We start from the raw sequence: 24,177 nt of genomic DNA on the forward strand, positions 1-24,177 counted from the left end.
TGCCGTCCGGCGACCTCGGCGGCCCCGGGGACGCGCCGCCCACCCCCGTGCGGCGGCGCGTCGCCCGTACCGGCCCGGTTCCGCGTACCGGGCCGCGACCCGTCAGGCGCGGGCCAGGTACGGCGGCAGCGCGACCGCCGGGTCCAGGTCGTCGGAGGCCAGCGGGGTGCCGTACGCCGGGGCGACCGGGACGACGCCGGCCCAGTAGGGGAGCGACAGGTCCTCGGCGTCGTCGTTCGGGCCGCCGGTACGGATCTTCGCCGACACCTCGTCCAGCTCCAGCCGCAGCACCGCCGTGGCCGCCAGCTCCTTGGCGTTGGCCGGGCGGGAGTCGGCGGAGCGGCCCGGCACCACGTGGTCGACCAGCGCGTCCAGCGCCGTCCGGCGCTCGGCCTCGTCCGTCACCCGGTGTGCGGTGCCGTGCACCACGACCGAGCGGTAGTTGATGGAGTGGTGGAAGGCGGAGCGGGCCAGCACCAGGCCGTCGACGTGGGTCACGGTCAGGCAGACCGGCAGGCCGGGGTCGGCGGCACCGGCCATCCGCACCGGGCGGGAGCCGGTAGAGCCGTGCACGTACAGCGTCTCGCCCACCCGGGCGTAGAGCGTCGGGAGGACGACCGGCGCGCCGTCGCGGACGAAGCCGAGGTGGCAGACGTAGGCCGTGTCGAGTATGGAGTGCACCGTCTCGCGGTCGTACGCGGCGCGCTGCGCGGAACGCGTGGGAACGGTGCGCTCGGTGGGGGCGTAGGCGGCGTTGCGCATTTGCGGAAATCCTTTGTACTAGTGCATACTCGGCTTTGTGCTAGGAGAGTACACAATCACAGGTCGGGGCGCATCGGATATCGCCGCCAGCGTCGAGCACGGTGTCTCCACCGGAGAGCTCGCGCCGAACCAACCGCTGCCGCCCATGCGCGAACTGGCGGCCCGGCTCGGGGTGAACCCCAACACCGTGGCCGCCGCCTACCGCACGCTGCGCGAGCGCGGGGTCATCGAGACCGACGGCCGCCGGGGCAGCAGGGTGCGCGCCCGGCCCGCCACCACCCCGCGGGAATCGCTGCGGGTGGAAGGGCCGCCGGGCACCCGCGACCTCGGCGACGGCAACCCCGACGCCGCCCTGCTGCCCCGGCTCGCGGACGCGCTGGCGGCCGCGGCCCGGCACCACGACGCACACCCCGGCCTCTACGGCGAGGAGGGCGTGCTGCCCGAGCTGGCGGAGCGGGCCCGGGCGGCCTTCGAGGACGACGGGGTGCCTCCGGGGCCGGTGGCCGTGACCTCGGGTTCGCTCGACGCGATCGAGCGGGTGCTGGCCGCCCACGTGAAGCCGGGTGACGCGGTCGCGATCGAGGACCCGGGCTGGGGGAGCCTGCTGGACCTGGTGCCGGCGATGGGCCTGCGGGTGCTGCCGGTCGAGGTGGACGACGAGGGGCCCGTCCCGGCCGGGGTGGCCGTCGCGCTGGAGCGCGGGGCGCGGGCGCTGATCGTCACCGACCGGGCGCAGAACCCCACCGGCGCGGTCATCGGCGCCGCGCGCTCGGCCGAGCTGCGGGAGCTGCTGTCGCGGTACCCGCACGTGCTGGTGATCGACGACGACCACGGGCAGGCGATCGTGGACGAGCCGGTGCACCCGCTCGCCGGAGCCACCCGGTCCTGGGCGATGGTGCGCTCGACCGCCAAGGCGTACGGGCCCGACCTGCGGCTCGCGGTGCTCACCGGGGACCCGCAGACCCTGGACCGGGTGGTCGGACGTCACCGGCTCGGGCCCGGCTGGGTCAGCCGGCTGCTCCAGTACGCGGTGGTCGACCTGTGGCGGAGCGGGGCGGTGGATCCCGTACAGGTGGCCCGCTCGTACGCGGAGCGGCGCGACGCGCTGGTGGTGGCGCTGGCGCGGCGCGGGGTGCGGGCGCACGGGCGCAGCGGGCTCAACGTATGGGTCCCCGTGCCCGACGAGACCGCCGCGGTCGCCCGGCTGCTGGCGGCCGGCTGGGCGGTCGCGCCGGGCGCGCGGTTCCGGCTTGCCTCGCCGCCGGGCGTACGCCTGACCGTCTCCACCCTCACACCGGCCGACGTCGAGCCGCTGGCGGACGCGGTGGCGGAGGCCGTCCGCCCCGCGCGGGGGGTGCGGTACGACTGACGCGCCGACCGGCGTGCGGCCGCGCGGGCGGGCCGGCCGCGGACCGCCAGCGCCCCGCCCGCGGCGTGGTCAGCGGGTCGGGCGGGGGCGGCTCTGGGTGAGGAACGCGCCGGTCAGGACGATCGCCGCGCCCACCGGGGTGTTCCAGGTGAGGTCCTCGCCCAGGGCGAGGACGCCCGCCGCGGTGGCGATCACCGGGATGAAGTACGTGACCATCTGTGCGGTCGTCGGGCCGATCTCGGCCACCAGCCCGTACTGCGTCTGGAGCGCGTAACCGGTGCCCAGGGCCCCGAGCGCGACCACCGACAGCGTCGGCCAGAGCGGGAGCCCCGACGGTGCCGACGTGAAGAACGGCAGCAGCGCCCCGAGCTGCACGGTCGCCAGCAGCAGCTGCGCCCCGGTCATCGCGAGCGGCGAGCCCTCGCGGCCGGCCAGGGTGCGGCGTACGTAGATCCAGCCCACCGGGTAGCTCAGGCTGGCCAGCAGCGCCATCGCGGTGCCCTTGGCGTCCAGCCCCGAGAAGCCCTGCCACGCGCCGAGCACCGTCAGGACGCCGAGGAAGCCGATCACCAGGCCGGCGAACCGGCGCCGGGTCGGGCGGTCCTCGGAGAGCGCGACCAGCGACAGGACCATGCCCCACAGGGGAGAGGTGGCGTTGCAGATCCCCGCCAGGCTGGAGGGGATGGTCAGCTCGGCGTAGGCGAAGAGCGTGAAGGGCAGCGCGTTGAGCAGCAGGGCCGCGACCGTCAGGTGGCCCCAGGTGCGCAGGCCGCGGGGCAGCCGCTCCCGGCGCAGCGCGAGCGCGGCGCCCAGGACGGCCGTACCGAAGAGCACCCGGCCGAAGGCCACCTGGAGCGGTGCGTACGCCTCCGTGCCCACCTTGATCAGCAGGAAGCTGAAGCCCCAGACGACCGAGAGCACCGCGAAGCGGACGCGCCAGTCCGTCAGCCGCCGCCGGCGCGGGGCGGCGGGCGCGTCGGGTGTGGCGACGGTCGTGGGGGAGGGGGTGGCGGGGGGTGAGGCGAGGGGGCGGGGGGCTGCGGGTGCGCTCATGACCATCACTCTGGCCCGCTCAACTTCTTAGGACAAGCGAGAATTCTTGGACCTGAAAGCGTAGGATCGCTTACATGTTGAACCTGGAGCGCCTGCGCACCCTCGACGCCCTCGCCCGCCACGGCTCGGTCAGCGGCGCGGCGGGCGGTCTGCACGTCACGACCTCGGCGGTCTCCCAGCAGATGGCCAAGCTGGAGCGCGAGGTCGGCCAGCCGCTGCTGGTCAAGAACGGCCGCGGGGTCCGGCTCACGGACGCCGGCCGGCTGCTCGCCGACCACGCGGCCCGCATCATCTCCCAGGTCGAGCTGGCCCAGGCCGACGTCGAGGCGCAGCGCGGCTGCGCGGTCGGCGAACTGCGGGTGGGCGCCTTCCCGACCGCCCTGCGCGGCCTGTTCCCGGACGCGCTGTGCGCGCTGCGGGCCGAGCACCCCGAACTGCGGGTGCTGACGAGGGAGCTGGAGCCCGAGGAGAGCATGGCCGCGGTGGTCCGCGGCGACCTCGACCTCGCCGTCGCGATCGACTGGTACAACAAGCGGATGCCGGTGCCCGGCGAGCTGGTGCGGGCGGACCTCCTCGACGACGCGGCCGACGTGGCGGTGCCCGCGACCCACCTGCTCGCGGACCGTCCCGCGGTGGACCTCGCGGACTTCGCGGACGACGACTGGATCTCCTGGAACGAGGGCCAGTTCTGCTACGAGTGGCTGGTCTTCACCCTGCGCGGCGAGGGCATCGAGCCCCGGATCCGGCACATCGCGGAGGAGCACCAGACGCAGCTGGCCTTCGTGGCCGCCGGGCTCGGCGTGTGCGTGACGCCCCGGCTCGGGCGCGGCCCGGTCCCGGCCGGCGTGCGGCTGCTGCCCGTGCGGGAGGCCGTGCGCCGGCACATCTATGTGGTGTGGCGGGCGGACGCCGACCGCCGCCCCTCGATCCGGGCGGCGGTGGACGCGCTGCGGGCGTCCGGGGCGCGGCACGCCGCCGCCTGACGTGGGCGCGGGCGGCGGGCGGTTCTCGTTCCGCGGCCGACCGGCCTGCGGCGTGGCCGAGGCGGGTGCGGCCCGCATCGGCTCGGCCCCGGCCCCCGTCAGATCTTGCTGAAGTCCCAGGTCACGATGGACTCCGGGACCAGCTTCAGCCAGGCGTGCCGGCCGTCGTGCGGCATCGACTCCAGGCCGAAGTTCTTCGCCGCGAACAGCCTCTCGGGCGCCTCCAGTTCCGGGTTCGGCTCGCCCGTCCGCGGTGCCTCGCCCACGAACTCGACGCTGCCGGACAGCTCCGCGCCGCGCAGCTCCGCGTACTCCTCGCCCGCGTCGACCACCACCGACACCCGGGGGTCCTTGCGCAGGTCCGACCAGCGGCGGCTGCGGGTGATCGAGTACAGCCAGAGCGCGGTGCCGTCCCAGGCGAACCAGAGCGCGCCGACGTGCGGCCGCCCGTCCGCCGACACCGTCGCCACCCGGCACGTGCGCTGCCCGGCCAGGAACGCGTCGAGTTCCGCGCCCGTCATCATGATCCGGCGGCCGCGCCGCTGTGTGGCGTCCATCTGCACTCCACCCCTTCACATCTGACTATGTGTCAGGAAGCATGGGGCCTCTTCCCGCGCCGCGCAACGCACGCACCCCAGGGAGTGCCATGACAGGGAACGACCGCCTCGCCGGCCAGCTCGACCCCGCCACCACCGTGCTGCTCACCGTGGAGTGCCAGCGGGGCGTCGTGGGCGAGGAGAGCGCGCTGCCCGAACTCGCCGGGGCGGCCCGCTCGTCCGGCGCCCTGGACCGGATCGCCGCCCTGGTCGACGCCGCGCACGCGGCCGGGGTGCAGGTGGTGCACGCCGTGGCCGAGCGGCGCCCCGACGGGCGGGGCGCCAACAGCAACGCCCGGCTCTTCCGGGCCGCCGGCAGGCTGCCCGTCCAGCAGCTCACCGGCACCCGGGCCGTCGAGGTCGCCGACCCGATCGCGGTGGCCGAGGCGGACCTGGTGGTCCGGCGGCTGCACGGGCTCTCACCCATGGCGGGCACCGACCTCGACCCCCTCCTCCGCAACCTGGGCTGCCGCACCCTCGTGGTCACCGGGGTCTCCGCCAACGTGGCGATCCCCAACACCGTGTTCGACGCGGTGAACCTCGGCTACACGGTCGTCGTCCCCTCCGACGCGATCGCGGGCGTACCGGCCGACTACGCCCCGCAGGTGCTGCGCCACTCGCTGGCCCTGGTCGCGACGGTCGCGACCACCGAGGAGGTCCTGGGCTGCTGGAAGGCGTAGCAAGCCGGCATCCCCTCGGCTCCTCGGCCCGGCGCCCGGCGCCCGTCGGCCCGGCGCCCGTCAGCCCAGCGTTCGCCTGACCGGAGCCGCGGCGGACGGGTCCCAGCCGCGCCGCGGCACCGAGCCCAGCAGCAGCCGGGTGTACGGGTGTTCCGGCGCGTCCAGCACCCGGCCCGTGGGCCCGGACTCCACGACCCGTCCCGACTTCAGGACCAGCACCTCGTCCGCGATGTGCCGCACCACGGCGAGGTCGTGGGTGACGAAGAGGTAGCCCACCCCCGCCTCCCGGCGGATGGTGGCCAGCAGGTCCAGGATCTGGGCCTGGACGGACACGTCCAGCGCGGCCACCGCCTCGTCGAGGACCAGCACCCGCGGCTCGACGGCCAGGGCGCGGGCGATGGCCACCCGCTGCCGCTGGCCGCCCGACAGCCGGCGGGGCAGTGCCGTGGCCTCCCGCTCGCCGAGGCCGACCTGGTCCAGGAGTTCCGTCACCCGGGCCCGGCGGGCGGCGGCGTCGAGCGTGGTGTGCAGGCGCAGCACCTCGTCGACGCAGCCGGCCACCGGGACCCGGGGGTCCAGCGACAGGTACGGGTCCTGGAAGACCATCTGGATCTCCCGGGCCCGCGCCAGCCGGCCCGCACGGCCGCGCGGGCGGGCCGAGCGGTCGCGGCCGTCCAGCGAGACCGCGCCCGCGTCGGGGTGTTCGAGGCCGACCAGCATCCGTACCGTCGTGGTCTTCCCGCTGCCGGACTCGCCGACGAGGGCCAGCGAGCCCCCGGGCGGCAGGGTGAACGACACGTCGTCCACCGCGGCGTGGTCCCCGTACCGCTTGCACAGCCCCTCGACCACCAGCCCGCGGGGGGCCGCCGGCGCCTTCGGTGGAGTGGTCACAGCGTGATCCCTTCGTCGGCGCGGTGGCACGCGGCGTAACCACCGCCGTGCTGCGCGAGTACGGGCGTCTCCGCCGAGCAGCGCGGCAGCGCGTGGGCGCAGCGCGCGGCGAAGGCGCACCCGGGAGGTGCCTCGGCCAGCGAGACCGGGCGGCCGGGAATGGGCCGCGGGGCGGGGGCGCCGGCCTCGATGCGCGGGGTGCAGGCGAGCAGCCCGGCGGTGTACGGGTGGCGCGGCCGGTCGAACAGCTCGTCCGTGCCGCGGGTCTCGACGATCCGGCCCGCGTACATCACGTACACCCGGTCGCAGATGGCCGAGGCCAGCTCCAGGTCGTGCGTGACGAACAGCAGCCCGGTGCCGCGTTCGGCCCGCAGCCGGGTGAGGATCGAGATGATCTCCGCCTGCGTGGTGACGTCGAGGGCGGTGGTCGGCTCGTCGGCGACGATCAGGTCCGGCTCGCCCGCGAGGGCTGCGGCGATGACCACGCGCTGGAGCATCCCGCCGGAGAACTGGTGCGGGTGGCGGCGCAGTGCGCCGCGCGGGTCGCGGATGCCGACGGCGTCGAGCAGTTCCTCGGCCCGGGCGGTGGCGCGGGCCGCCGGCACCCCGGCCGCGCGCAGCCCCTCGGTGAGGAAGTCGCCCACCCGTCGCAGCGGGTTGACGCAGGCCCGCGGGTCCTGGAAGACCATGGAGACCCGGCGGGTGCGCAGGGCGGCCAGTTCGGCGCGGTTCATGGTCAGGACGTCCCGGCCGCCGACCCGGACCGCGCCGCTCGCCGAGGCGCCGGCGGGCAGCAGGCCGAGGACGCTGCGGCAGGCCACGGACTTGCCCGAGCCGGACTCGCCGACCAGGCCCACGGTCTCCCCGGGGCGCACGTGCAGGCTGACGCCGTCCAGGATGGGGCGGGCCGCCCTGGCGTCGGGCAGCCTGATGCCCAGCCCGTCGATCTCCAGCACCGGAGCCGGCGTCCGGTCGTTCATGGTGCTCACCTTTCCTCCCGCCTCGCGATCCGGTCGGCGAGCCCCTCGCCGACGACACCGAACGCCACGACGGCCAGGACGATGCACACGGACGGCGCGAGGGCCGGCAGCATCGCGCCCTGCTGGATCGCGGCCTGCCCCTCGTTGATCATGGCTCCCCAGTCGGCGGTGGGCGGCTGCACACCGAAGCCGAGGAAGGACAGCGCGGCCAGGTCCATCAGCGCGTACCCGAAGTTCATCGCGGACTGGGCGAAGACGGTGGGCGCGATGTTGGGCAGCAGGTGCCGCAGGCAGATCGTCCAGCCCGACCAGCCCTGCACGCGGTACGACTCGATGTACGGGCGGGCCTTCTCCTGCCGGGCGATGCCGCGCACCAGCCGTCCCACGTACGGGGTGTAGGCGACGGCCATGGCGATCACCGGCGCGGTCATCCCGGGGCCGGTGACGGCGACCAGCAGGATGGCCAGCAGCAGGCCGGGTATCGCGAAGGCCAGGTCCATCGAGCGGGACAGCACGGTGTCGGTCCAGCCGCCGCGCCAGGCCGCGACCACGCCGAGCAGGGTGCCCAGCAGGGTCGAGACGCCGACCACGAGCAGCGGTCCGAGCAGGCCGGTCCGGGCGCCGTGGAGCAGCCGGGACAGGATGTCGCGGCCCGACTGGTCGGTGCCCAGGAGGTGGTCGCCCGAGGTGCCGGCGAGGCTGGCCGACAGGTCGACGGCCTCGGGGTCGTACGGGGCGAGCACCGGTGCGAGGAGCGCCACCAGGACGAGCAGGGCCAGTACGGTCAGGGCCGCCGTGAACAGCGGGCCCTGCCCGAGGGCCGTCAGCCGGCGCAGCCCGCGCAGGCCGGGCCGGCGGCGCAGCGCGTCGCCGGGGGCGCCGGCGGCCGGGGGTGCGGTGAGGGTCATGACGTGCCTTCCCCGTGGAGGGACAGCCGGGGGTCGATGAGCGGGGCGACCAGGTCCACGACGAGGTTGACGAGGACGAACGCCGTCACGCTGAGCAGGGTGACGGCCTGCACGACGGCGAAGTCCTTGGCCGTCACGGACTGCACCAGCAGCGAACCGATGCCGGGGACGTCGAAGGCCGTCTCCACGATCGAGGTGCTGATCAGCAGCGACGCGAGCAGCGTGCCGCCGACCGTGACGACCGGGGCGAGCGCGTTGCGCAGCACGTGCCGGCGGACCACGGCCCGGGAGGCGACCCCGCGGGCGCGCGCCACCTCGACATGGTCGCGGCCGAGCTCGTCCAGCATCGCGGAGCGGGTCACCCGGGCCAGCAGGCCGGCGAAGGTGAGCGCGAGCGCGAAGGCCGGCAGGGTCAGGTGGTACAGCCGGTCGCCGAACCCCTCCGGAGTGCCGCCGGGACCGGGGAACCAGCCCAGCTGTACGGAGAACAGCGAGACCAGCGCGATGGCCGTGACGAACGACGGGGTGGCGGTGGCCACGCCGGTACCGAGCAGCACGGTCCGGTCGGCGGCGCCGGGGCGGAGGGCGGCGAGGAGGCCCGCGCCCACCCCGAGGACCGTGACGAGCAGGGCGGCGTACCCGACGAGCAGGGCGGTACCGGGGAGCCGGGAGCCGAGCAGGCCGGCGACGTCCTGGTGGTACTGGGCGGAGCGGCCGAAGTCGCCCTGGAGGACGCCGCCGAGCCACTTCGCGTACTGCACGGGCAGCGGCTCGTCCAGGTGGTACTGGTCGCGCAGCGCGGCCACCGTCTCCGGGGTGGCGGGGCGGCCGTGGAGCAGGAAGGACACCGGGTCGCCGGGGGCGAGGTGGAGGGCGCCGAAGACCAGGAGCGAGGTCACGAACAGCACCGTCACCAGGCCGAGGAGCCGTCCGACGAGGTAGCGGGTCATGGCTGCGCCGCCCCGATCGTCGCGGCCCAGGGGTAGTACAGCTGCTGGATGCCGGTGGGGGCGCCGGTGATCCGCTTGCCGAGGAAGACCGGGTACGGCGCCTCGTAGAGCGGGATGACCGGCAGCTCGGCCATGGCTATCTTCTGCAGCCGGGCGGTGAGGTCCGAGCGCTTGACCGGGTCGGTCTCGGCGTTGGCGCGGTCGAAGACGTAGTCGAACTCGTCGTTGGACCAGTTGCCGTAGTTCCCGAAGTCGCCGGTGCGCAGGTACTGGTAGAACTCCAGCGGGTCGGGCGTGTTGATGTAGCCGTTGGTGACCAGCAGGTCGTAGCCGGCGCGGGCCTTGGGGTCGACGAAGAGGGAGCTGTACGCGTCGGGCGCGACGGTCTTCAGCTCGACGTCGAGGCCGATCTGCCGGCCGGCCGCCTGGACGGCGTTGGCGACGACGCTGATCTCGGCCGCGAGCGGGCTGGTCACCATCACGAGCTTCTTGCCCTTGGCGCCGGCCTCGGCGATCAGCTTCTTCGCCTTCTCGACGTCGTACTCGGGCTCCGGCAGGGCGTCGAAGTAGCCGGCCGTCTTCTCCGGGACGAGCGACCAGGCGCCGCGTGCGGCGGGGGCCTTGGCCGGGACGCCGACACCGCCGGCGGCCGCCTTGATGATCCCCTTGCGGTCGAGGGCCAGGGAGAGGGCCTGGCGCACCTTGAGGTCGCCGAGGGTGCCCTCGTAGTTGAGGACGGAGAGGTCGGCGGCGGCGGTGTTGGGGCCGAACAGGAGCTGTCCCTTGCCGCTGGACTTGAGCTGCCCGTAGGAGGTGGAGGGCACCAGGTAGCCGCCGTCGGCGGTGCCGGAGAGGAAGGCGTTGGTGCGGGCGGCGGAGTCCTCGATGAAGGTGAAGCGGACCGTGCCGGTCTTCGGGGTCAGCTTCGGGTCCCAGTAGGCCGGGTTCTTCTTGAGGGTGATGCTGTCGCCCTGCGCCCACGTGTCGAGGGCGTACGGGCCGGTGCAGTTCACCGAGCCCTTGGGGGTCCCGTAGTCCTTGCCGTACTTCGCGAGGGTGGCGGCGCTCTCGACGGTGCCCGGCGAGGCGGCCATCAGCTCGGTCAGCAGCACGTCGGTCCGGTTGAGGCGGATGGTCACCTCCAGCGGGCCGGTCTTCTCGACGGCCTTGACGCGCTTGAAGGAGGAGGTCCACGGGGAGCCGGTGGCGGGGTCCATGTGGCGCTTGAGGGAGGCGACCACGTCGTCGGCCGTCATGGTGGTGCCGTCGTGGAACTTCACGCCGGGGCGGAGGGTGAAGACCACGGTGCGCGGGTCGGTCTGCCGGTAGCCGGTCGCCAGGCCCGGTTCGAGCTTGCCCTCGGGGGTGACCCGGAGGAGCTGCTCGCAGACGTTGGCGAGCACGGTGTTCGGCGGGTAGTCGAACGCGAGCGCGTAGTCGAGGGTGTACGGCTCGGCGTACAGGGACCAGGTGAGGGAGTCCAGCGGGCCCTTGGCGGGCGCGGAGGTCGGGGTGACCTGGAAGGCGGGGCCGGTGCCGGTCCCGGTTCCTGCGGGGTTCTCGGCGCCGGAGCAGGCGGTGGCGGTGGCCGCGAGGGCCGCGGTACAGAGGAGCGATGTCAGGGCTCTGGGCATGCGCATGGGGACCCACCCCTTTACGGGTGTAGTGACGGGCGCTGGGGGATGGAGCGAGTATTGATGCGGGAACGTTCCCGCACAAGGCCTTGCGGGAACGGTTTTGCGCAGGTCGCGAGGGTGGCAGCATCGGCCTCATGACCGAAGCTGCACGGCCCGGCGGGCACACCTCGCCGCCCAATCCGCCCCGCGTCCGGCTCGTCGACGTGGCCCGCGAGGCGGGCCTGTCCAAGACCACCGTCTCGGCGGCCCTCAACGGCACGGGGCGGCTCTCGCCGGCCGTCCGGGAGAGGGTCCGGGAGACCGCGCGGAGGATGGGCTACCGGCCCAACGCCACCGCGCGCCAGCTGCGCGCGGGACGGGCCCGGCTGATCGGGTACGTCGTGGGGGAGTTCGCCGGCGCCCCCTGGACCTTCCTGGAGTCGCCGTACTTCGCACAGCTGACCAGCGCGACGGCCGCCGCGGCGCTCCGCCGGGGCTACGCCCTGGTGCTGCTGCCCTCGGGCTCGCTCCAGCAGGAGTGGGGCGACCTGCCGCTCGACGCCGTGATCGTCGCCGACCCGGTGGCCGACGACCGGATCGTCGAGGACCTGCTCGCCGCCCGGATCCCGGTGTTCAGCGACCGCTCCGTGGAGGGGCGGCCGGGTGCCCACTGGGTGGACGTCGACGCGGCGCGGGCCGTCCGGGAGGTGCTCGACCACCTCGCGGGGCAGGGGGCCCGCCGGCCCGCGATGGTCCTGCCGGACAGCACCACCGGCTTCCACGCCGGGGCACTGGCCGGCTACCGCGGCTGGTGCGCCGAGCACGGCGTGCCGGAACGGACCGGACTGGCCGGCGAGATCGGCAACGGACCGGTGGTGCGGGCCGTGGAGGCGGTGCTGGCCGGGGGAGGGGACCGTACGGGCGGGGCCCCGGATCCGGCCGGCGGTGCCGCGCCCGCTTCCGGTGCCGCCGGGCGGCCCGACGCGCTGCCCGCCGAAGCCGCCGGCCGGCCCGACGCGCTGCTCGTCGTCGCCGAGGCGAGCCCGCCCCTGGTGCTGGACGCGGCCCGCCGCCACGGCTACGACGTGCCCGGCGACCTGCTGGTGGTCTGCGTCAGCGAGGACGAGACCGCCGCGCACACCGTGCCGCCGGTGACCACGCTCAGCCTGCGCCCCCGCGAGATCGCCGAGGCCGGCATCGAACTCCTGGTGGCCGCGCTGGAGCAGGGCCGCGAGGAACCGTCGGGCGTGCTGGTGCCCACCTCCCTGGAGGTACGGGCGTCCTCGCTGCGCCCGGACGCGGGGTGAGCCGGCCGGCGGTCGGCGGGACACGGCGGGTCAGCTCCCGTGGACGAGGGCGCCGCCGACGTACGTCCGCTCCACCCGGGCCTCGGCGATCTCCTCCGGCGGTGCCGTGAGGATGTCGCGGTCGAGCACCACCAGGTCGGCGAGGTGCCCGGCGCGCAGGCTGCCGGTGTCGTCCAGCCCGTTCACGTGCGCGGTGCCGGCGGTGTACGCGGCCAGCGCGGTCGGCAGGTCGAGGCGCTGCTCCGGCAGGAACACCCGGCCGTCGGCGGCGTCCGGGTTCCGCCGGTTCACGGCGACGTGGATGCCCTCGATGGGGTTCGGGCTGCTCACCGGCCAGTCGCTGCCGGCGGCCAGGGTGGCGCCGGCGGCGACCAGGGAGGCGAACGGGTACTGCCAGGCGGAGCGTTCGGGCCCCAGGAACGGGATGGTCAGCTCGTCCATCTGCGGCTCGTGGGCGGCCCACAGCGGCTGGATGTTGGCGATCGCGCCGAGCCGGGCGAAGCGGGGGAGGTCGTCGGGGTGCACGACCTGGAGGTGCGCGAGGTGGTGGCGGTTGCCGCGGTGCCCGTTGGCGGCCACGGCGGCCTCCAGCGCGTCCAGCGCCTCGCGCACCGCGCGGTCGCCCAGCGCGTGGAAGTGCACCTGGAAGTCGAGGGCGTCGAGCGCGGTCACATACCCGCGCAGGGCGTCGGGGTCCACGAAGCTGAGGCCGCTGTTCCCGGTGGCGCAGCCGCAGCCGTCCAGGTACGGGGACGTCATGGCGGCGGTGAAGTTCTCGGCGATGCCGTCCTGCATGATCTTCACCGAGCCGGCGCGGAACCTGCCGTGGCTCAGCTTCTCGCGCAGCGCCACCAGTTCCTCGACCTGCTCGCCGCCGCGCTCCCGGTCCCACCACAGGGCGCCGGTCACCCGGGCCGTCAGCGAACCGTCCCGGGCCGCCGTCATGTAGGCGTCCGACGGGTCGGGCTTGCCGTTGAAGGGGCCGAGCAGCGCGTCCTGCCAGCCGGTGATGCCGAGGGAGTGGAGCAGTTCCTGGGCGCGCAGCAGGCCGGCGAGGCGGTCGGCGGGCGTGCTGGCCGGGGCCAGCCGGGAGACCAGCGCGGTCGCGCCCTCCTGGAGCATGCCGCTGGGCGTGCCGTCCGGCTCGCGCTCGATGCGCCCGTCGGCCGGGTCGGGCGTGTCCGCGGTGATCCCGGCGAGTTCCAGGGCGCGGGTGTTGGCCCAGGCGCCGTGGTGGTCCCGGTTGGCCAGCAGCACCGGGCGGTCGGGCACCACGGAGTCGAGCAGCGCGCGGGTGGGCAGGCCGCCGTCGAAGCTCTCCATGGACCAGCCGCCCCCGGTGATCCAGGTGCGGTCCGGGTGCGCGTCGGCGTACGCCCGGACCAGCTCCAGGTACTCCCCGACGCCGACCGTGCCGGAGAGGTCGCACTCGGCCAGCTCGGACCCGCCGTACACGGCGTGCACGTGGGCGTCCTGGAAGCCCGGGACCAGCAGCTTCCCGCGCAGGTCGACGACCTCGGTGCCCGGTCCGACGAGCTCGCGGACCTCGTCGTGCCCGACGGCGGCGATCCGGTCGCCGACGACGGCGAGCGAGGTGGCCCGGGTGCGGGCCGGGTCGGCGGTGAACACGGGCCCGCCGGTGAAGACCAGATCGGCCTGGGTCATGGGCTGCTCCAGAACGTGAGGTGTCGTTGAGGTGGACGCCATGGAAGCGGGACGGCCGTTTACACGTCAATGGTGTTGTCATAAGGTTCCGGCCATGGCCGAACGTGTGGTTCCCGAGGGACAGCGGCGGCGCCGCAGGCCCACCAAGCAGGGCGCCCTGCTCTCCGCGCAGCTGATCGTCGACACGGCGTTGCGGCTGGTCGCGCAGCACGGCGCGGACGCGCTCTCCGTACGGCGGCTCGGTGCGGCACTCGGCGCCGACCCGAGCGCGATCTACCGGTACTTCCGCAACACCGACGCACTGCTTCTGGCCATCGCCGACGAACTCGTCGGACGCGCCCAGGACGGCTGGCGGCCGACCGGCGACTGGCGCGCCGACCTCCGCTCGATCGGGCTGCGGATCCTCGCCTCGTACCAGTCCAACCCGCGGGCCGCGGCGCTCGCGGCCCACCGCACGACCGGCCGCGCGTACGAGACCCGCGCCGTCGAGGCGATCCTCGGGGTGCTGCGGCGGGCCGGCTTCCCCGACCCGCTGGCCGTGCGGCTGTACCACGCCTTCGTCGACCAGGCGCTGGCCTTCGCCGCCCAGGAGGCCGCCGCCCTGGCGCTGCCCCCTCAGGCGCGGGAGGCCGACGAGGACGTCTGGCACGCGGTGTACGGGAAGCTGTCGCCCGACACCCACCCGAACATCGCGGCCACCTTCCCGCTGCTCGCCGCCGACATGCGCGGCAGCGCCTACCCGTTCGCCCTGGAACTGCTGCTGGACGCGGCCGCGGCGCGGCTGCCGGCACCGGACCCGGAGGAGCGGCAGAACCCGGCCTGAACTGGGGAAACAGTGGGACCACGGGGCAGCGCGGACGCCTTATGACAACACCATTGACGTTGTCCGGGCGGGAGAGATCTCATGGCGGCACTCCGGAGGCCCGTACCTCCGCGACCCGAAGGAGCCCGCCCCATGGACCACCTCACCTCGCTCCGGGACGCCGTACCGACCCCGTTCTGGCTCGACGACCCCGACCGGCCCGAACCCGCCCCCGCCCTGACCGGCGCCACCGACTGCGACCTGCTCGTGGTCGGCGGCGGCTACACCGGACTGTGGACCGCCCTCGTCGCCAAGGAACGCGACCCCTCCACCGACGTCGTGCTCGTCGAGGCCGGCGAGACCGGCGGCGCCGCCTCCGGCCGCAACGGCGGCTTCTGCGAGGCGAGCCTGACCCACGGCCTGTTCAACGGGCTCCAGCGCTGGCCCGACGAGATCGCCCGCCTCGAACGGCTCGGCCACGCGAACCTCCAGGCCATCGAGGACACCGTGGCCCGCCACGGCATCGACTGCGCCTGGGAGCGCACCGGTTCCATCGTCGTCGCCACCGAGCCCTACCAGCTCGAAGGCCTCCGCGAGGGGGCCGAGACCGCCGCACGGTACGGCAGCAAGCCCGTCCTGCTCGACCGCGACGCCGTCCGCGCCGAGATCGACTCGCCGACCTTCCTCGGCGGACTGTGGGACCGGGAAGGCGTCGCCATGGTCAACCCGGCCCGCCTCGCCTGGGGGCTCAAGCGGGCCTGCCTCGCCCTCGGCGTCCGCATCCACGAGCACACCCCCGCGCTCTCGCTCCGCGAACGGGGCGCCGCGATCGGGGTGCGCACGCCCTACGGACGGATCACCGCCCGGCGCGTGGCCCTGGCGACCAACGCCCACCCGTCCCTGCTGCGCCGCCACCGCCCGTACACCGTCCCGGTCTACGACTACGCGCTGATGACCGAGCCGCTCTCCGCCGAGCAGCTCGCCTCGGTCGGCTGGCGCGGCCGCCAGGGCTTCGCCGACAGCACCAACCAGTTCCACTACGTGCGGCTCTCCGCCGACAACCGCATCCTGTGGGGCGGTTACGACGCCGTGTACCGCTACGGCGGCCGGGTCCGCGCCGAACACGACCAGCGCCCCGAGACGTTCGCGACCCTGGCGCGGCACTTCCACACCACCTTCCCGCAGTTGACCGGCGTCCGGTTCACGCACGCCTGGGGCGGCGCGATCGACGCCAGCACCCGCTTCTGCGTGTTCTTCGACACCAGCCACCAGGGCCGGGTCTCCTACGCCGCCGGCTACACCGGACTCGGCGTCGGCGCCAGCCGCTTCGGAGCCGAGGTGATGCTGGACCTGCTCGCCGGGGAGCGGACCGAGCGCACCGGACTCGACCTCGTGCGCCGCAAGCCGCTCCCCTTCCCTCCCGAGCCGGTACGCGCCGCGGGCATCGGCATCACCAAGTGGTCCATGGCCCGCGCCGACCGCAACGAGGGCCGGCGCAACCTCTGGCTCAGGACCCTGGACCGCTTCGGCCTCGGCTTCGACAGCTGAGGCCGCCGGGGGAGCGATGCCGGGGGGCAGGGGCAGGGGCGGGGGCCGGTGCCGGGCGGCTCGGGAGGCCGGGGGTCAGCTCTGCCGCTCCACCGCGAACGTGGTGCAGGTGGAACCGTCCGCGGCGACCGTGCCGTTGATGACGGCGGGACTGCCGCCGGTGACCTCGGCCTCCAGGTCGACCGTGAGGTAGCCCGGCGGCCGGACGATCCACTTGTCGCCGCGCAGCACCATCCGCCCGTCCTCGTACGACCCGATCATGGTGAACGAGCCGTTCGGCACCGTCGGGTTGTCGGGGTGGGCCGAGAACGCGAACACCGCCTGGAGGGCGTTGCCGCCCGCCCCGCTGATGGTCAGGTCGAGCCGGGTCAGGCCCTGGGTGCAACGGTAGGTGCCGCGCCACGTGCCGACCACGCCGGGACCCGCCGCCTCGGAGGGGGAGGGATCCGTCTGCGGGGCCACCGTGGGTCCGGAGGCCGAGGCCCCCGGGGTGGCGGGTGCGGGATCGCGCGACCACGAGGCCGACCGCTCGGGGGCCGGACTGCTGCCGTTCCTGGCGTCGTCGCGTCCGCCCCCGTTCCCCGAACCGGTGTCCTCCCAGGCCCGGGGCAGGAGCCAGGCCAGCAGACCGATCACCACCGCGGCGACCGCGGCGGCGGTGACGGCCGCCGCGCCCTTGCCGCGCGACGCGGGCCGCGGTTCGTGCGGGTGGGGGTACGGGGCCGGGCCGGGCAGCGGTCCCTGCGGAACGGTGGGCGGCAGGGGCCGTACGTCCGGCGGCGGCCCGAACCCGCCCGGGGCGGGTCCGAACCCGCCCGGGCCGCGCGGCGGGGCCGGGGGCGGCGGGGGACCCGGGACCCCGGCCGGCGTGGTCTTGGTGACGGCGGAGGGGCTGGCGCCCCCTCCCGCGGGGGTGCGCGGGTCGACCGCCGTCGGCGTCCGCGGCTCGTCGGGATCCGGTGCCCCGCCCCCGGTGTGCCCGGCGAACAGGAGCGCCGCCAGCGACGCGGGCAGCCAGCGGTCGGCGGCCGTCGCCTCGGTGTCGCCGGCCAGCTCCTCCAGCAGCGCCGACACGGTGGGCCGGGCCCCCGGGTCCTTGGCCAGGCATCTGCCGACCACGTCCCGCAGCCGGGCCGGGAGCGCGCCGAGGTCCGGCTCGTGGTGCACGACGCGGTACATCAGCTGCGAGACCGTGCCGGCGCCGAAGGGCCCCGTACCGGTGGCGGTGAAGGTAAGGAGCGCGCCCAGCGCGAACACGTCGGCGGCTGCGGTGACCGGCTCGCCGGTGAGCTGCTCCGGTGACATGAAGCCCGGGGTGCCGACCATGAAGCCGGTCCTGGTCAGGTCCGTCGCGCCGTCGGCGACCACCGAGATGCCGAAGTCGATCACGCGCGGCCCGTCCGGCGAGAGCAGCACGTTGGACGGCTTCAGGTCGCGGTGCACGACGTCCTGGGCGTGGATGGCCTCCAGCGCCTCGGCCACACCGGCGGCCAGCGCCAGCACCGACTGCTCGGGCCAGGGGCCGTGCGCGCGCACTGCGTCGTTCAGGGAGGGACCGGACACGTACGCGGTGGCCAGCCAGGGCGGATCGCCGTCCGGGTCGGCGTCGACGAGCCCGGCGGTGAAGACCCCGTTGACCTGCCGCGCCGCACTGACCTCGCGGGCGAACCGACGCCGGAAGACCGGGTCCTCCGCCAGCTCCGGCCGCACCACCTTGACCGCGACGGCCCGGCCGCCCCGGGACCGCCCGAGGTAGACGGAGCCCATCCCGCCGGCGCCCAGCCGCCCGGTAATCCGGTACGGGCCGACCTGCACGGGATCCCCGGCCCGCAGGGCCTCCGGTTCGCGCCTCACGCTGCCCCCTCCCGGGCCCGGCCGCGAAGGGGCCACGGCCCGCCGTAGTGCCGTCATCATGGCAGTGCGGGGACGGTCCGCGCGGCCGATTCCCGCCGCCGGGTGTCGTGTTCGCACCGTTCCGCCGCCGAGGGCGCCTCCGCTCGCCCGGCCCGCGCCGCGATGCCGGGCCGGAGGGTTAGCCTGGGCGGATGCTCACAGAAGTGATCGCGACCCGCTACGTCACGCCCCTGCGTGAGGGCGGCTCGCTCCCCGGGATCGTCGAGGCCGACGACCTCGGTACGTACGTCATGAAGTTCAAGGGTGCCGGGCAGGGCCGCAAGACCCTGGTCGCCGAGGTCGTCTGCGGGCGGCTCGCGCAGCGGCTGGGGCTGCGGGTGCCCGAGCTGGTGGCGATCCAGCTCGACCCGGTCATCGGGCTCGGCGAGCCGGACCAGGAGGTGCAGGAGCTGCTCAAGGCGAGCGGCGGGCTGAACCTCGGCATGGACTACCTCCCCGGTTCGATCGGGTTCGACCCCCTCGCGTACCAGGTGGACCCGGTCGAGGCGGGCCGCGTGGTCTGGTTCGACGCGCTGATCAACAACGTGGACCGGTCCTGGCGCAACCCCAACATGCTGGTCTGGCACGGGGAGCCGTGGCTCATCGACCACGGCGCCACGATGATCTGGCACCACAACTGGCCCACCGCGCAGGCCGCCTCGGCCAAGCCGTACAACGCGCACGACCACGTGCTCGCCCCCGCCGGCCCCGACGTCGCGGCCGCGGCCGCCGAGCTGGCGCCCCGGGTGACCCGCGAACTCCTGGAGGAGGTCGCCGCCGACGTGCCCGACGAGTGGCTGGCCGACGAGCCCGGGTTCGCGACCGCGGACGAGGTGCGCCGGGCCTACGTCGACGCGCTGCTGCCGCGCGCCGCGACCATCCACGAGCGGATCTCCATGGAGAAGCCGGCCAAGGCCCCGCAGGGCCCGCCCGGCTGGCTGACCGACCACCTCACCGAGTGGCCCCACCCCGTCAAGCAGAAGAGCGAAGGCAAGTGAGCGAGCGGGACGTCTTCGAGTACGCGCTGGTGCGGGTGGTTCCCCGCATGGAGCGCGGTGAACTCTTCAACGCCGGCGTGGTGGTCTACTGCCGCGCCAAGGCCTTCGTGGCCGCCAGGACCCACCTGGACGAGGCGAAGCTGCTGGCCCTGGACCCGGGTGCCGACGTGGTCGGCGTACGGGCCGCCCTGCACGCCGTCGAGGGGGTGTGCGCGGGGGGCGAGCGGGCCGGGCAGGCCGCGGGCGACGACGCCGGGCGCCGGTTCCGCTGGCTGATCGCGCCGCGCAGCACCGTCGTACAGCCGGGTCCGGTGCACACCGGCCTGACGGCCGATCCCGAAGCCGAGGTGGAGCGCCTGCTCGACCTGCTGGTGCGCTGACCGGACGCCGTCCGGGAGCCCTGGCGCCCGGTGCCGTTGACACCGGGTGCCGGGGCTTCTAGCGTCTCCCACGCTGAAGCTACTAAGCGGTTGCTCAGAGAATGTCGCCGCACCGCGCAGGCATCGGGGCGCCGCACCCAAGGGCGAGGAGATCCAGCATGTCCACCACCGAGCAGCGCGTCGCCATCGTGACCGGGGCGGCCCGGGGCATCGGCGCCGCCACCGCCGTGCGCCTGGCCGCCGAGGGCCGCGCCGTGGCCGTACTCGACCTCGACGAGGCCGCCTGCAAGGACACCGTGGAGGCCATCACCGCGGCGGGCGGCAAGGCCATCGCCGTCGGCTGCGACGTCTCCGACGCCGCCCAGGTCGAGGCCGCCGTGGAGCGGGTCGCCGCCACCCTCGGCGCCCCGACGGTCCTCGTGAACAACGCCGGCGTGCTGCGCGACAACCTCCTCTTCAAGATGAGCGAGAGCGACTGGGACACGGTGATGAACGTGCACCTGCGCGGCGCCTTCCTGATGTCGAAGGCCTGTCAGAAGCACATGGTCGACGCCAAGTTCGGCCGCATCGTGAACCTGTCGAGCAGCTCCGCGCTCGGCAACCGCGGCCAGGTGAACTACTCCGCCGCCAAGGCCGGCCTCCAGGGCTTCACCAAGACCCTCGCCATCGAGCTCGGCAAGTTCGGCGTCACCGCCAACGCCGTCGCCCCCGGCTTCATCGTCACCGAGATGACCGCCCAGACCGCCGCCCGCGTCGGCATGGGCTTCGAGGACTTCCAGGCCGCCGCCGCCACCCAGATCCCGGTCCAGCGCGTCGGCCGCCCCGACGACATCGCCAACGCCATCGCCTTCTTCACCGGCGACGACGCGGGCTTCGTCTCCGGCCAGGTCCTGTACGTGGCCGGCGGCCCGCTCAACTGACGAAGGGGAGGGCGTACGACATGACGTACGACGGCACGGACAGCGGCAGGGTCGCGCTCATCACGGGGGCCAGCCGCGGCATCGGCTACGGCATCGCGGAGGCCCTGGTCGCCCGCGGTGACCGGGTCTGCATCACCGGGCGCAACGAGGACACCCTGAAGGAGGCCGTCGAGCGCCTCGGGTCGGACCGCGTGATCGCCGTCGCGGGCAAGGCCCACGACGAGGAGCACCAGCGGGTGGCGGTCGACCGGGTGATGGAGGCCTTCGGCCGGGTGGACTTCCTGGTGAACAACGCCGGGACCAACCCGGTCTTCGGTCCGCTCGCGGACCTGGACCTGGGAGTGGCCCGGAAGGTCTTCGAGACCAACGTGATCTCCGCGCTCGGCTTCGCGCAGCGGACCTGGCACGCCTGGCAGAAGGACAACGGCGGGGCGATCGTGAACATCGCCTCCATCGCGGGCGTCTCCGCCTCGCCCTTCATCGGCGCGTACGGGATGAGCAAGGCGGCGATGGTCAACCTGACCCTCCAGCTCGCGCACGAGATGGCACCGGGGGTCCGGGTGAACGCGATCGCCCCCGCCGTGGTGAAGACGAAGTTCGCCCAGGCCCTCTACGAGGGGCGCGAAGCGGAAGCCGCCGCGGCCTATCCGCTGGGCCGCCTGGGGCTTCCGTCGGACATCGGCGGAGCTGCCGCATTTCTCACATCCGACCAGTCGGAATGGGTCACGGGACAGACGCTGGTCGTGGATGGGGGAATCTTTCTGAATGCCGGAGTTGGCTGACCGGTATTCGGACGGACCGCTTTGCTAAAGGGTGGCAAAAGCACCCCTAATAGGGCGTCTAAATGATCAAGTACCCCACCGAACCTGCTGGTTGGAACGGTGGGGTACTGCGGTATGGTCGGCCGAACCGTGGTTGATCGAGGAGCGTGCACGTGTTCAACCGGACCAGATGTCTGCAGACTGCTGCGGCCCTTGCGTCCATATCCCTGCTCGCCGGATGCGGCGTGCTTTCGGAAGATGACGAAAAGGGCAATCAGAAACTCGTCGTAGGCACGACGAGCTCGCCCAGCACCCTCGATCCCGCCGCCGCATGGGACGGTTCCTGGGAGCTCTACCGGAACGTCTACCAGACCCTGCTCGCCTTCCCGACGGGTTCCACCAAGCCCCAGCCCGACGCCGCGCAGAGCTGCGAGTTCACCGACTCCGCCAACGAGTCCTACCGCTGCGTCCTGCGCAAGGGCCTGAAGTTCTCCAACGGCGAGGCGCTCGACGCGAAGGCCGTCAAGCACTCCTTCGACCGCATCCGCACGATCAACTCCAAGGTCGGTCCCAAGGACCTCTTCGGTTCCCTGGAGCGCATCGAGACCAGCGGCGACCTGACCGTGGTCTTCCACCTCAGCACCCCCGACGCCACCTTCCCCTTCGTGCTCGGCTCGCCGGCCGCCTCGCTCGTCGCGCCCCGGGAGTACCCGGCCGACTCGCTCCGCACCGACGGCAAGGTCACCGGCTCCGGCCCGTACCTGCTGCAGGCCTACGAGGACAAGAAGCGCGCCGAGCTGGTGCGCAACCCCGACTACACGGGCTTCGCGAACCGCCGCAACGACTCGGTCACGATCACCTACTTCGACGACTCCGCGAAGATGGTGGCCGCGCTGAAGGCCAAGGAGATCGACGCGACCTACCGGGGCCTCACGGCCGAGGAGATCAAGGACCTCCAGGGCGCGGAGGCCCGCAAGCAGGGCATCCAGGTGGTCGAGGGCTACGGCGCGGAGATCCGCTACCTGGTCTTCAACCCCAAGGACCCCGCGGTCGCCAAGACCGCGGTCCGGGAGGCCGTGGCCCAGATCATCGACCGCGGCGCGCTGGTCGCCAAGATCTACCGGGGCACCGCCGAGCCGCTGTACTCGATGGTCCCCAAGGGCGTGGCCAGCCACAAGACGCCCTTCTACGACCGCTTCGGCCAGCCCAGCGTCTCCAAGGCCAAGGCCATCCTGCGCGAGGCCGGGATCACCGACCCGGTCAAGCTGACCCTCTTCTACACCACGGACCGCTACGGCTCCTCCACCGCGGGTGAGTTCGCCGAGATCAAGCGGCAGCTCGACGCCAGCGGCCTGTTCGAGGTCACCATCCAGGGCAAGCCCTGGAAGGTCTTCCAGGAGGGCTACAAGAGCGGCGAGTACCCCGTCTTCGGCCGAGGCTGGTTCCCCGACTTCCCGGACCCCGACAACTTCATCGCGCCGTTCGTCGGCAAGGAGAACGCCGTCGGTACGCCGTACGAGGCCAAGGAGATCACCACCGAGCTGCTGCCCCAGTCGCGCCGCCAGGGCGACCGCGGCGCGGTCGGCAAGCAGTTCGAGCGGGCCCAGGAGATCCTCGCCGAGGACGTCCGGCTGCTTCCGCTGTGGCAGGGCAAGCTGTACGTGGCGGCCGGTGAGGACATCGGCGGCGGCGAGCGCGCCCTCGACCCGCAGACCGTCATGCAGATGTGGGAGCTTTACCGCAAGACCAGTTGGTGACGCAGGGATTCCGGGGCACGGGCGGCGTTGTCAGTGGGCGCCGGTAGGTTCTGGGGTACGTACTGAACGTGTCCTGGAGGTTGTTGACGTGACCGACATGCTGCCCGAGTCCTGGCTCCCCGTCCTCGGCGAGGAACTCGAGAAGCCCTACTTCACGGAGCTTCTCGAGTTCGTCGAGAAGGAGCGGGCCAACGGGCCGGTCTACCCGCCGCGCGAGCAGGTCTTCGCGGCCCTGGAGGCCACCCCGTTCGACCGGGTCAAGGTCCTCGTCCTCGGCCAGGACCCCTACCACGGCGCCGGCCAGGGCCACGGCCTGTGCTTCTCGGTGCAGCCGGGGGTCAAGACCCCGCCGTCGCTGCGCAACATCTACAAGGAGATGCACGCGGAGCTGGACCTGCCGGTCCCGGACAACGGCTACCTCATGCCGTGGGCGGAGCAGGGCGTCCTGCTGCTCAACGCCGTCCTCACCGTCCGTGAGGCCGAGCCCAACTCGCACAAGGGCCGGGGCTGGGAGAAGTTCACCGACGCGGTGATCCGCGCGGTCGCCTCCCGCCCCGACCCGGCGGTCTTCGTCCTGTGGGGCGCCTACGCCCAGAAGAAGCTCCCGCTCATCGACGAGACCCGCCACGTGGTGGTCAAGGGCGCCCACCCCTCGCCGCTGTCGGCGAAGAAGTTCTTCGGCTCCCGCCCCTTCACGCAGATCAACGAGGCCGTCGCCGCCCAGGGCCATGAGCCGATCGACTGGCGGATCCCGAACCTCGGCTGACGCGGGCCCGCGCCTGAGGGGCAAGTCCGCCCGCGGCGGATAGCGTCGGCGTGATCACACGGGTGGTACGCACGGGAGGCCGCGGTGACGGAGCAGCAGCAGGCGTCGGAGGACGCCGTCATGACCAGGATCGGCCAGGCGGTCATGCTCCTGCACGCCGGGGACCGCGCCGAGGCGCGCGAGCGGCTGGCCGCGATCTGGACGGAGATCGGCTGCGAGGGCGCCCCGCTGCACCTGTGCACGCTGGCGCACTACATGGCCGACGCCCAGGACGACCCCTCCGACGAGCTCGCCTGGGACCTCCGCGCCCTCACCGCTGCGGAGGGCCTGGGGGCCGGGGGGCCGGCCCGGGACGACGGGCCGGCGGCCGGCCGCGCACCGGCCGTGGCCGTCCGCGCCCTCTACCCCTCGCTCCACCTCAACCTGGCCGCCGACTACGTCAAGCTCCAGCGGCCGGACGCGGCCCGGGTCCACCTGGACCGGGCACGGGCCGCGTCCGGCGCGCTGGGCGACGACGGGTACGGCAACGGGGTGCGGGCCGCGATCGAGCGGCTCGACCTCCGGTTGCGGGGCGTCGAGGGACGCTAGGCCC

23 protein-coding genes are annotated in these 24,177 nt (G+C 73.9%); 13 read left to right on the forward strand and 10 right to left on the reverse strand.

The genetic code is table 11. From position 1 onward, the window contains the following. Window positions 1-102 precede the first annotated feature (102 nt). Window positions 103-762 (reverse strand): pyridoxamine 5'-phosphate oxidase family protein, encoded by a 660-nt coding sequence (locus ACIQUR_RS21350; RefSeq protein ID WP_403666337.1) that lies wholly within the window; start codon window positions 760-762, stop codon window positions 103-105. 37 nt (window positions 763-799) lie between these two features. Here ACIQUR_RS21350 and ACIQUR_RS21355 point away from each other — a divergent pair, with 37 nt between their 5' ends. After that, a complete protein-coding gene (locus ACIQUR_RS21355; protein ID WP_403666339.1) occupies window positions 800-2,131 on the forward strand; it encodes an aminotransferase class I/II-fold pyridoxal phosphate-dependent enzyme in 1,332 nt (443 codons plus the stop codon). 69 nt (window positions 2,132-2,200) lie between these two features. On the opposite strand, the gene ACIQUR_RS21360 is transcribed toward ACIQUR_RS21355, so the two are convergent. After that, window positions 2,201-3,184 carry a DMT family transporter gene (locus ACIQUR_RS21360; protein WP_403666342.1) on the reverse strand — a complete coding sequence of 328 codons (984 nt, stop codon included), beginning with the start codon at window positions 3,182-3,184 and terminating at the stop codon, window positions 2,201-2,203. A 74-nt stretch (window positions 3,185-3,258) separates the two neighbouring features. On the opposite strand from ACIQUR_RS21360, the gene ACIQUR_RS21365 reads away from it, so the two are divergent. After that, window positions 3,259-4,167: a LysR family transcriptional regulator gene (locus tag ACIQUR_RS21365; RefSeq protein ID WP_403666344.1), complete on the forward strand. Its 909-nt coding sequence runs from the start codon at window positions 3,259-3,261 to the stop codon at window positions 4,165-4,167. Between the two features lie 98 nt (window positions 4,168-4,265). Here the strand turns inward: ACIQUR_RS21365 and ACIQUR_RS21370 are convergent, their stop codons facing one another. Continuing rightward, window positions 4,266-4,724, reverse strand: coding sequence for a pyridoxamine 5'-phosphate oxidase family protein (locus ACIQUR_RS21370; protein ID WP_403666347.1), 459 nt, complete (start codon window positions 4,722-4,724; stop codon window positions 4,266-4,268). Window positions 4,725-4,813: 89 nt separating this feature from the next. On the opposite strand from ACIQUR_RS21370, the gene ACIQUR_RS21375 reads away from it, so the two are divergent. Continuing rightward, window positions 4,814-5,443 (forward strand): cysteine hydrolase, encoded by a 630-nt coding sequence (locus ACIQUR_RS21375; protein ID WP_403666350.1) that lies wholly within the window; start codon window positions 4,814-4,816, stop codon window positions 5,441-5,443. A 60-nt stretch (window positions 5,444-5,503) separates the two neighbouring features. On the opposite strand, the gene ACIQUR_RS21380 is transcribed toward ACIQUR_RS21375, so the two are convergent. Genes ACIQUR_RS21380 through ACIQUR_RS21400 form a run of 5 tightly spaced genes read right to left on the reverse strand, consistent with a single transcriptional unit; the run spans window position 5,504 to window position 10,812 of the window. Beyond that, on the reverse strand, window positions 5,504-6,334 hold the full coding sequence (locus ACIQUR_RS21380; protein WP_403666353.1) for an ABC transporter ATP-binding protein: 831 nt from the start codon (window positions 6,332-6,334) through the stop codon (window positions 5,504-5,506). After that, window positions 6,331-7,314: an ABC transporter ATP-binding protein gene (locus tag ACIQUR_RS21385; RefSeq protein WP_403666356.1), complete on the reverse strand. Its 984-nt coding sequence runs from the start codon at window positions 7,312-7,314 to the stop codon at window positions 6,331-6,333. The genes ACIQUR_RS21380 and ACIQUR_RS21385 overlap by 4 nt, the downstream gene beginning before the upstream one ends. A 5-nt stretch (window positions 7,315-7,319) precedes the next feature. Then, on the reverse strand, window positions 7,320-8,222 hold the full coding sequence (locus ACIQUR_RS21390; protein WP_403666358.1) for an ABC transporter permease: 903 nt from the start codon (window positions 8,220-8,222) through the stop codon (window positions 7,320-7,322). Continuing rightward, complete coding sequence (locus tag ACIQUR_RS21395) at window positions 8,219-9,172, reverse strand: ABC transporter permease (RefSeq protein ID WP_403666360.1); 954 nt, start codon at window positions 9,170-9,172, stop codon at window positions 8,219-8,221. Before ACIQUR_RS21395 ends, ACIQUR_RS21390 begins: the two co-directional genes overlap by 4 nt. After that, window positions 9,169-10,812, reverse strand: a complete 1,644-nt coding sequence (locus ACIQUR_RS21400) for an ABC transporter substrate-binding protein (RefSeq protein WP_403666363.1) — start codon at window positions 10,810-10,812, stop codon at window positions 9,169-9,171. Before ACIQUR_RS21400 ends, ACIQUR_RS21395 begins: the two co-directional genes overlap by 4 nt. A gap of 131 nt (window positions 10,813-10,943) precedes the next feature. Here ACIQUR_RS21400 and ACIQUR_RS21405 point away from each other — a divergent pair, with 131 nt between their 5' ends. After that, the gene (locus ACIQUR_RS21405; protein WP_403666366.1) at window positions 10,944-12,095 is read left to right on the forward strand and encodes a LacI family DNA-binding transcriptional regulator; all 1,152 of its coding nucleotides are present in this window, start codon (window positions 10,944-10,946) and stop codon (window positions 12,093-12,095) included. A 30-nt stretch (window positions 12,096-12,125) separates the two neighbouring features. Here ACIQUR_RS21405 and ACIQUR_RS21410 read toward each other — a convergent pair whose 3' ends face one another. Beyond that, window positions 12,126-13,760: an amidohydrolase gene (locus tag ACIQUR_RS21410; protein WP_403666369.1), complete on the reverse strand. Its 1,635-nt coding sequence runs from the start codon at window positions 13,758-13,760 to the stop codon at window positions 12,126-12,128. A gap of 94 nt (window positions 13,761-13,854) precedes the next feature. Here ACIQUR_RS21410 and ACIQUR_RS21415 point away from each other — a divergent pair, with 94 nt between their 5' ends. Further along, on the forward strand, window positions 13,855-14,583 hold the full coding sequence (locus tag ACIQUR_RS21415) for a TetR/AcrR family transcriptional regulator (RefSeq protein WP_403666372.1): 729 nt from the start codon (window positions 13,855-13,857) through the stop codon (window positions 14,581-14,583). Between the two features lie 132 nt (window positions 14,584-14,715). After that, on the forward strand, window positions 14,716-16,110 hold the full coding sequence (locus tag ACIQUR_RS21420) for an NAD(P)/FAD-dependent oxidoreductase (RefSeq protein ID WP_403666375.1): 1,395 nt from the start codon (window positions 14,716-14,718) through the stop codon (window positions 16,108-16,110). Window positions 16,111-16,185: 75 nt separating this feature from the next. Here the strand turns inward: ACIQUR_RS21420 and ACIQUR_RS21425 are convergent, their stop codons facing one another. Then, window positions 16,186-17,964, reverse strand: a complete 1,779-nt coding sequence (locus ACIQUR_RS21425) for a protein kinase (RefSeq protein WP_403666378.1) — start codon at window positions 17,962-17,964, stop codon at window positions 16,186-16,188. 191 nt (window positions 17,965-18,155) lie between these two features. Between ACIQUR_RS21425 and ACIQUR_RS21430 the strand changes: the two genes are divergently transcribed. The 7 genes from ACIQUR_RS21430 (at window position 18,156) to ACIQUR_RS21460 (ending at window position 24,173) form a co-directional block, all read left to right on the forward strand. After that, complete coding sequence (locus tag ACIQUR_RS21430; protein WP_403666380.1) at window positions 18,156-19,001, forward strand: HipA family kinase; 846 nt, start codon at window positions 18,156-18,158, stop codon at window positions 18,999-19,001. Continuing rightward, on the forward strand, window positions 18,998-19,381 hold the full coding sequence (locus ACIQUR_RS21435; RefSeq protein WP_403666383.1) for a DUF3037 domain-containing protein: 384 nt from the start codon (window positions 18,998-19,000) through the stop codon (window positions 19,379-19,381). Before ACIQUR_RS21430 ends, ACIQUR_RS21435 begins: the two co-directional genes overlap by 4 nt. Window positions 19,382-19,539: 158 nt before the next feature. Next, window positions 19,540-20,301 carry a 3-oxoacyl-ACP reductase FabG gene (gene fabG, locus ACIQUR_RS21440; protein ID WP_403666386.1) on the forward strand — a complete coding sequence of 254 codons (762 nt, stop codon included), beginning with the start codon at window positions 19,540-19,542 and terminating at the stop codon, window positions 20,299-20,301. Between the two features lie 20 nt (window positions 20,302-20,321). Then, window positions 20,322-21,083, forward strand: coding sequence for an SDR family oxidoreductase (locus ACIQUR_RS21445; RefSeq protein WP_403666389.1), 762 nt, complete (start codon window positions 20,322-20,324; stop codon window positions 21,081-21,083). Between the two features lie 152 nt (window positions 21,084-21,235). Beyond that, window positions 21,236-22,819 carry an ABC transporter substrate-binding protein gene (locus ACIQUR_RS21450; protein ID WP_403666392.1) on the forward strand — a complete coding sequence of 528 codons (1,584 nt, stop codon included), beginning with the start codon at window positions 21,236-21,238 and terminating at the stop codon, window positions 22,817-22,819. A gap of 97 nt (window positions 22,820-22,916) precedes the next feature. Further along, the gene (locus ACIQUR_RS21455; protein ID WP_403667200.1) at window positions 22,917-23,585 is read left to right on the forward strand and encodes a uracil-DNA glycosylase; all 669 of its coding nucleotides are present in this window, start codon (window positions 22,917-22,919) and stop codon (window positions 23,583-23,585) included. A gap of 84 nt (window positions 23,586-23,669) precedes the next feature. Next, entirely contained in the window at window positions 23,670-24,173 is a 504-nt protein-coding gene (locus ACIQUR_RS21460) for a hypothetical protein (protein WP_403666395.1), read from the forward strand. Window positions 24,174-24,177: the final 4 nt, after the last annotated feature.

The organism is Streptomyces sp. NPDC101132 (genome assembly GCF_044759225.1).
Taxonomy (GTDB): domain Bacteria; phylum Actinomycetota; class Actinomycetes; order Streptomycetales; family Streptomycetaceae; genus Streptomyces.

What these genes read in the sequence shown, in the direction of transcription:
- ACIQUR_RS21360 (WP_403666342.1), bottom strand. Translation starts at nt 3,184, where the DNA reads ATGAGCGCACCCGCAGCCCCCCGCCCCCTCGCCTCACCCCCCGCCACC.
- ACIQUR_RS21420 (WP_403666375.1), top strand. Translation starts at nt 14,716, where the DNA reads ATGGACCACCTCACCTCGCTCCGGGACGCCGTACCGACCCCGTTCTGG.
- ACIQUR_RS21385 (WP_403666356.1), bottom strand. Translation starts at nt 7,314, where the DNA reads ATGAACGACCGGACGCCGGCTCCGGTGCTGGAGATCGACGGGCTGGGC.
- ACIQUR_RS21410 (WP_403666369.1), bottom strand. Translation starts at nt 13,760, where the DNA reads ATGACCCAGGCCGATCTGGTCTTCACCGGCGGGCCCGTGTTCACCGCC.
- ACIQUR_RS21365 (WP_403666344.1), top strand. Translation starts at nt 3,259, where the DNA reads ATGTTGAACCTGGAGCGCCTGCGCACCCTCGACGCCCTCGCCCGCCAC.
- ACIQUR_RS21445 (WP_403666389.1), top strand. Translation starts at nt 20,322, where the DNA reads ATGACGTACGACGGCACGGACAGCGGCAGGGTCGCGCTCATCACGGGG.
- ACIQUR_RS21455 (WP_403667200.1), top strand. Translation starts at nt 22,917, where the DNA reads ATGCTGCCCGAGTCCTGGCTCCCCGTCCTCGGCGAGGAACTCGAGAAG.
- ACIQUR_RS21405 (WP_403666366.1), top strand. Translation starts at nt 10,944, where the DNA reads ATGACCGAAGCTGCACGGCCCGGCGGGCACACCTCGCCGCCCAATCCG.
- ACIQUR_RS21415 (WP_403666372.1), top strand. Translation starts at nt 13,855, where the DNA reads ATGGCCGAACGTGTGGTTCCCGAGGGACAGCGGCGGCGCCGCAGGCCC.
- fabG (WP_403666386.1), top strand. Translation starts at nt 19,540, where the DNA reads ATGTCCACCACCGAGCAGCGCGTCGCCATCGTGACCGGGGCGGCCCGG.
- ACIQUR_RS21430 (WP_403666380.1), top strand. Translation starts at nt 18,156, where the DNA reads ATGCTCACAGAAGTGATCGCGACCCGCTACGTCACGCCCCTGCGTGAG.
- ACIQUR_RS21395 (WP_403666360.1), bottom strand. Translation starts at nt 9,172, where the DNA reads ATGACCCGCTACCTCGTCGGACGGCTCCTCGGCCTGGTGACGGTGCTG.
- ACIQUR_RS21370 (WP_403666347.1), bottom strand. Translation starts at nt 4,724, where the DNA reads ATGGACGCCACACAGCGGCGCGGCCGCCGGATCATGATGACGGGCGCG.
- ACIQUR_RS21400 (WP_403666363.1), bottom strand. Translation starts at nt 10,812, where the DNA reads ATGCGCATGCCCAGAGCCCTGACATCGCTCCTCTGTACCGCGGCCCTC.
- ACIQUR_RS21375 (WP_403666350.1), top strand. Translation starts at nt 4,814, where the DNA reads ATGACAGGGAACGACCGCCTCGCCGGCCAGCTCGACCCCGCCACCACC.
- ACIQUR_RS21350 (WP_403666337.1), bottom strand. Translation starts at nt 762, where the DNA reads ATGCGCAACGCCGCCTACGCCCCCACCGAGCGCACCGTTCCCACGCGT.
- ACIQUR_RS21390 (WP_403666358.1), bottom strand. Translation starts at nt 8,222, where the DNA reads ATGACCCTCACCGCACCCCCGGCCGCCGGCGCCCCCGGCGACGCGCTG.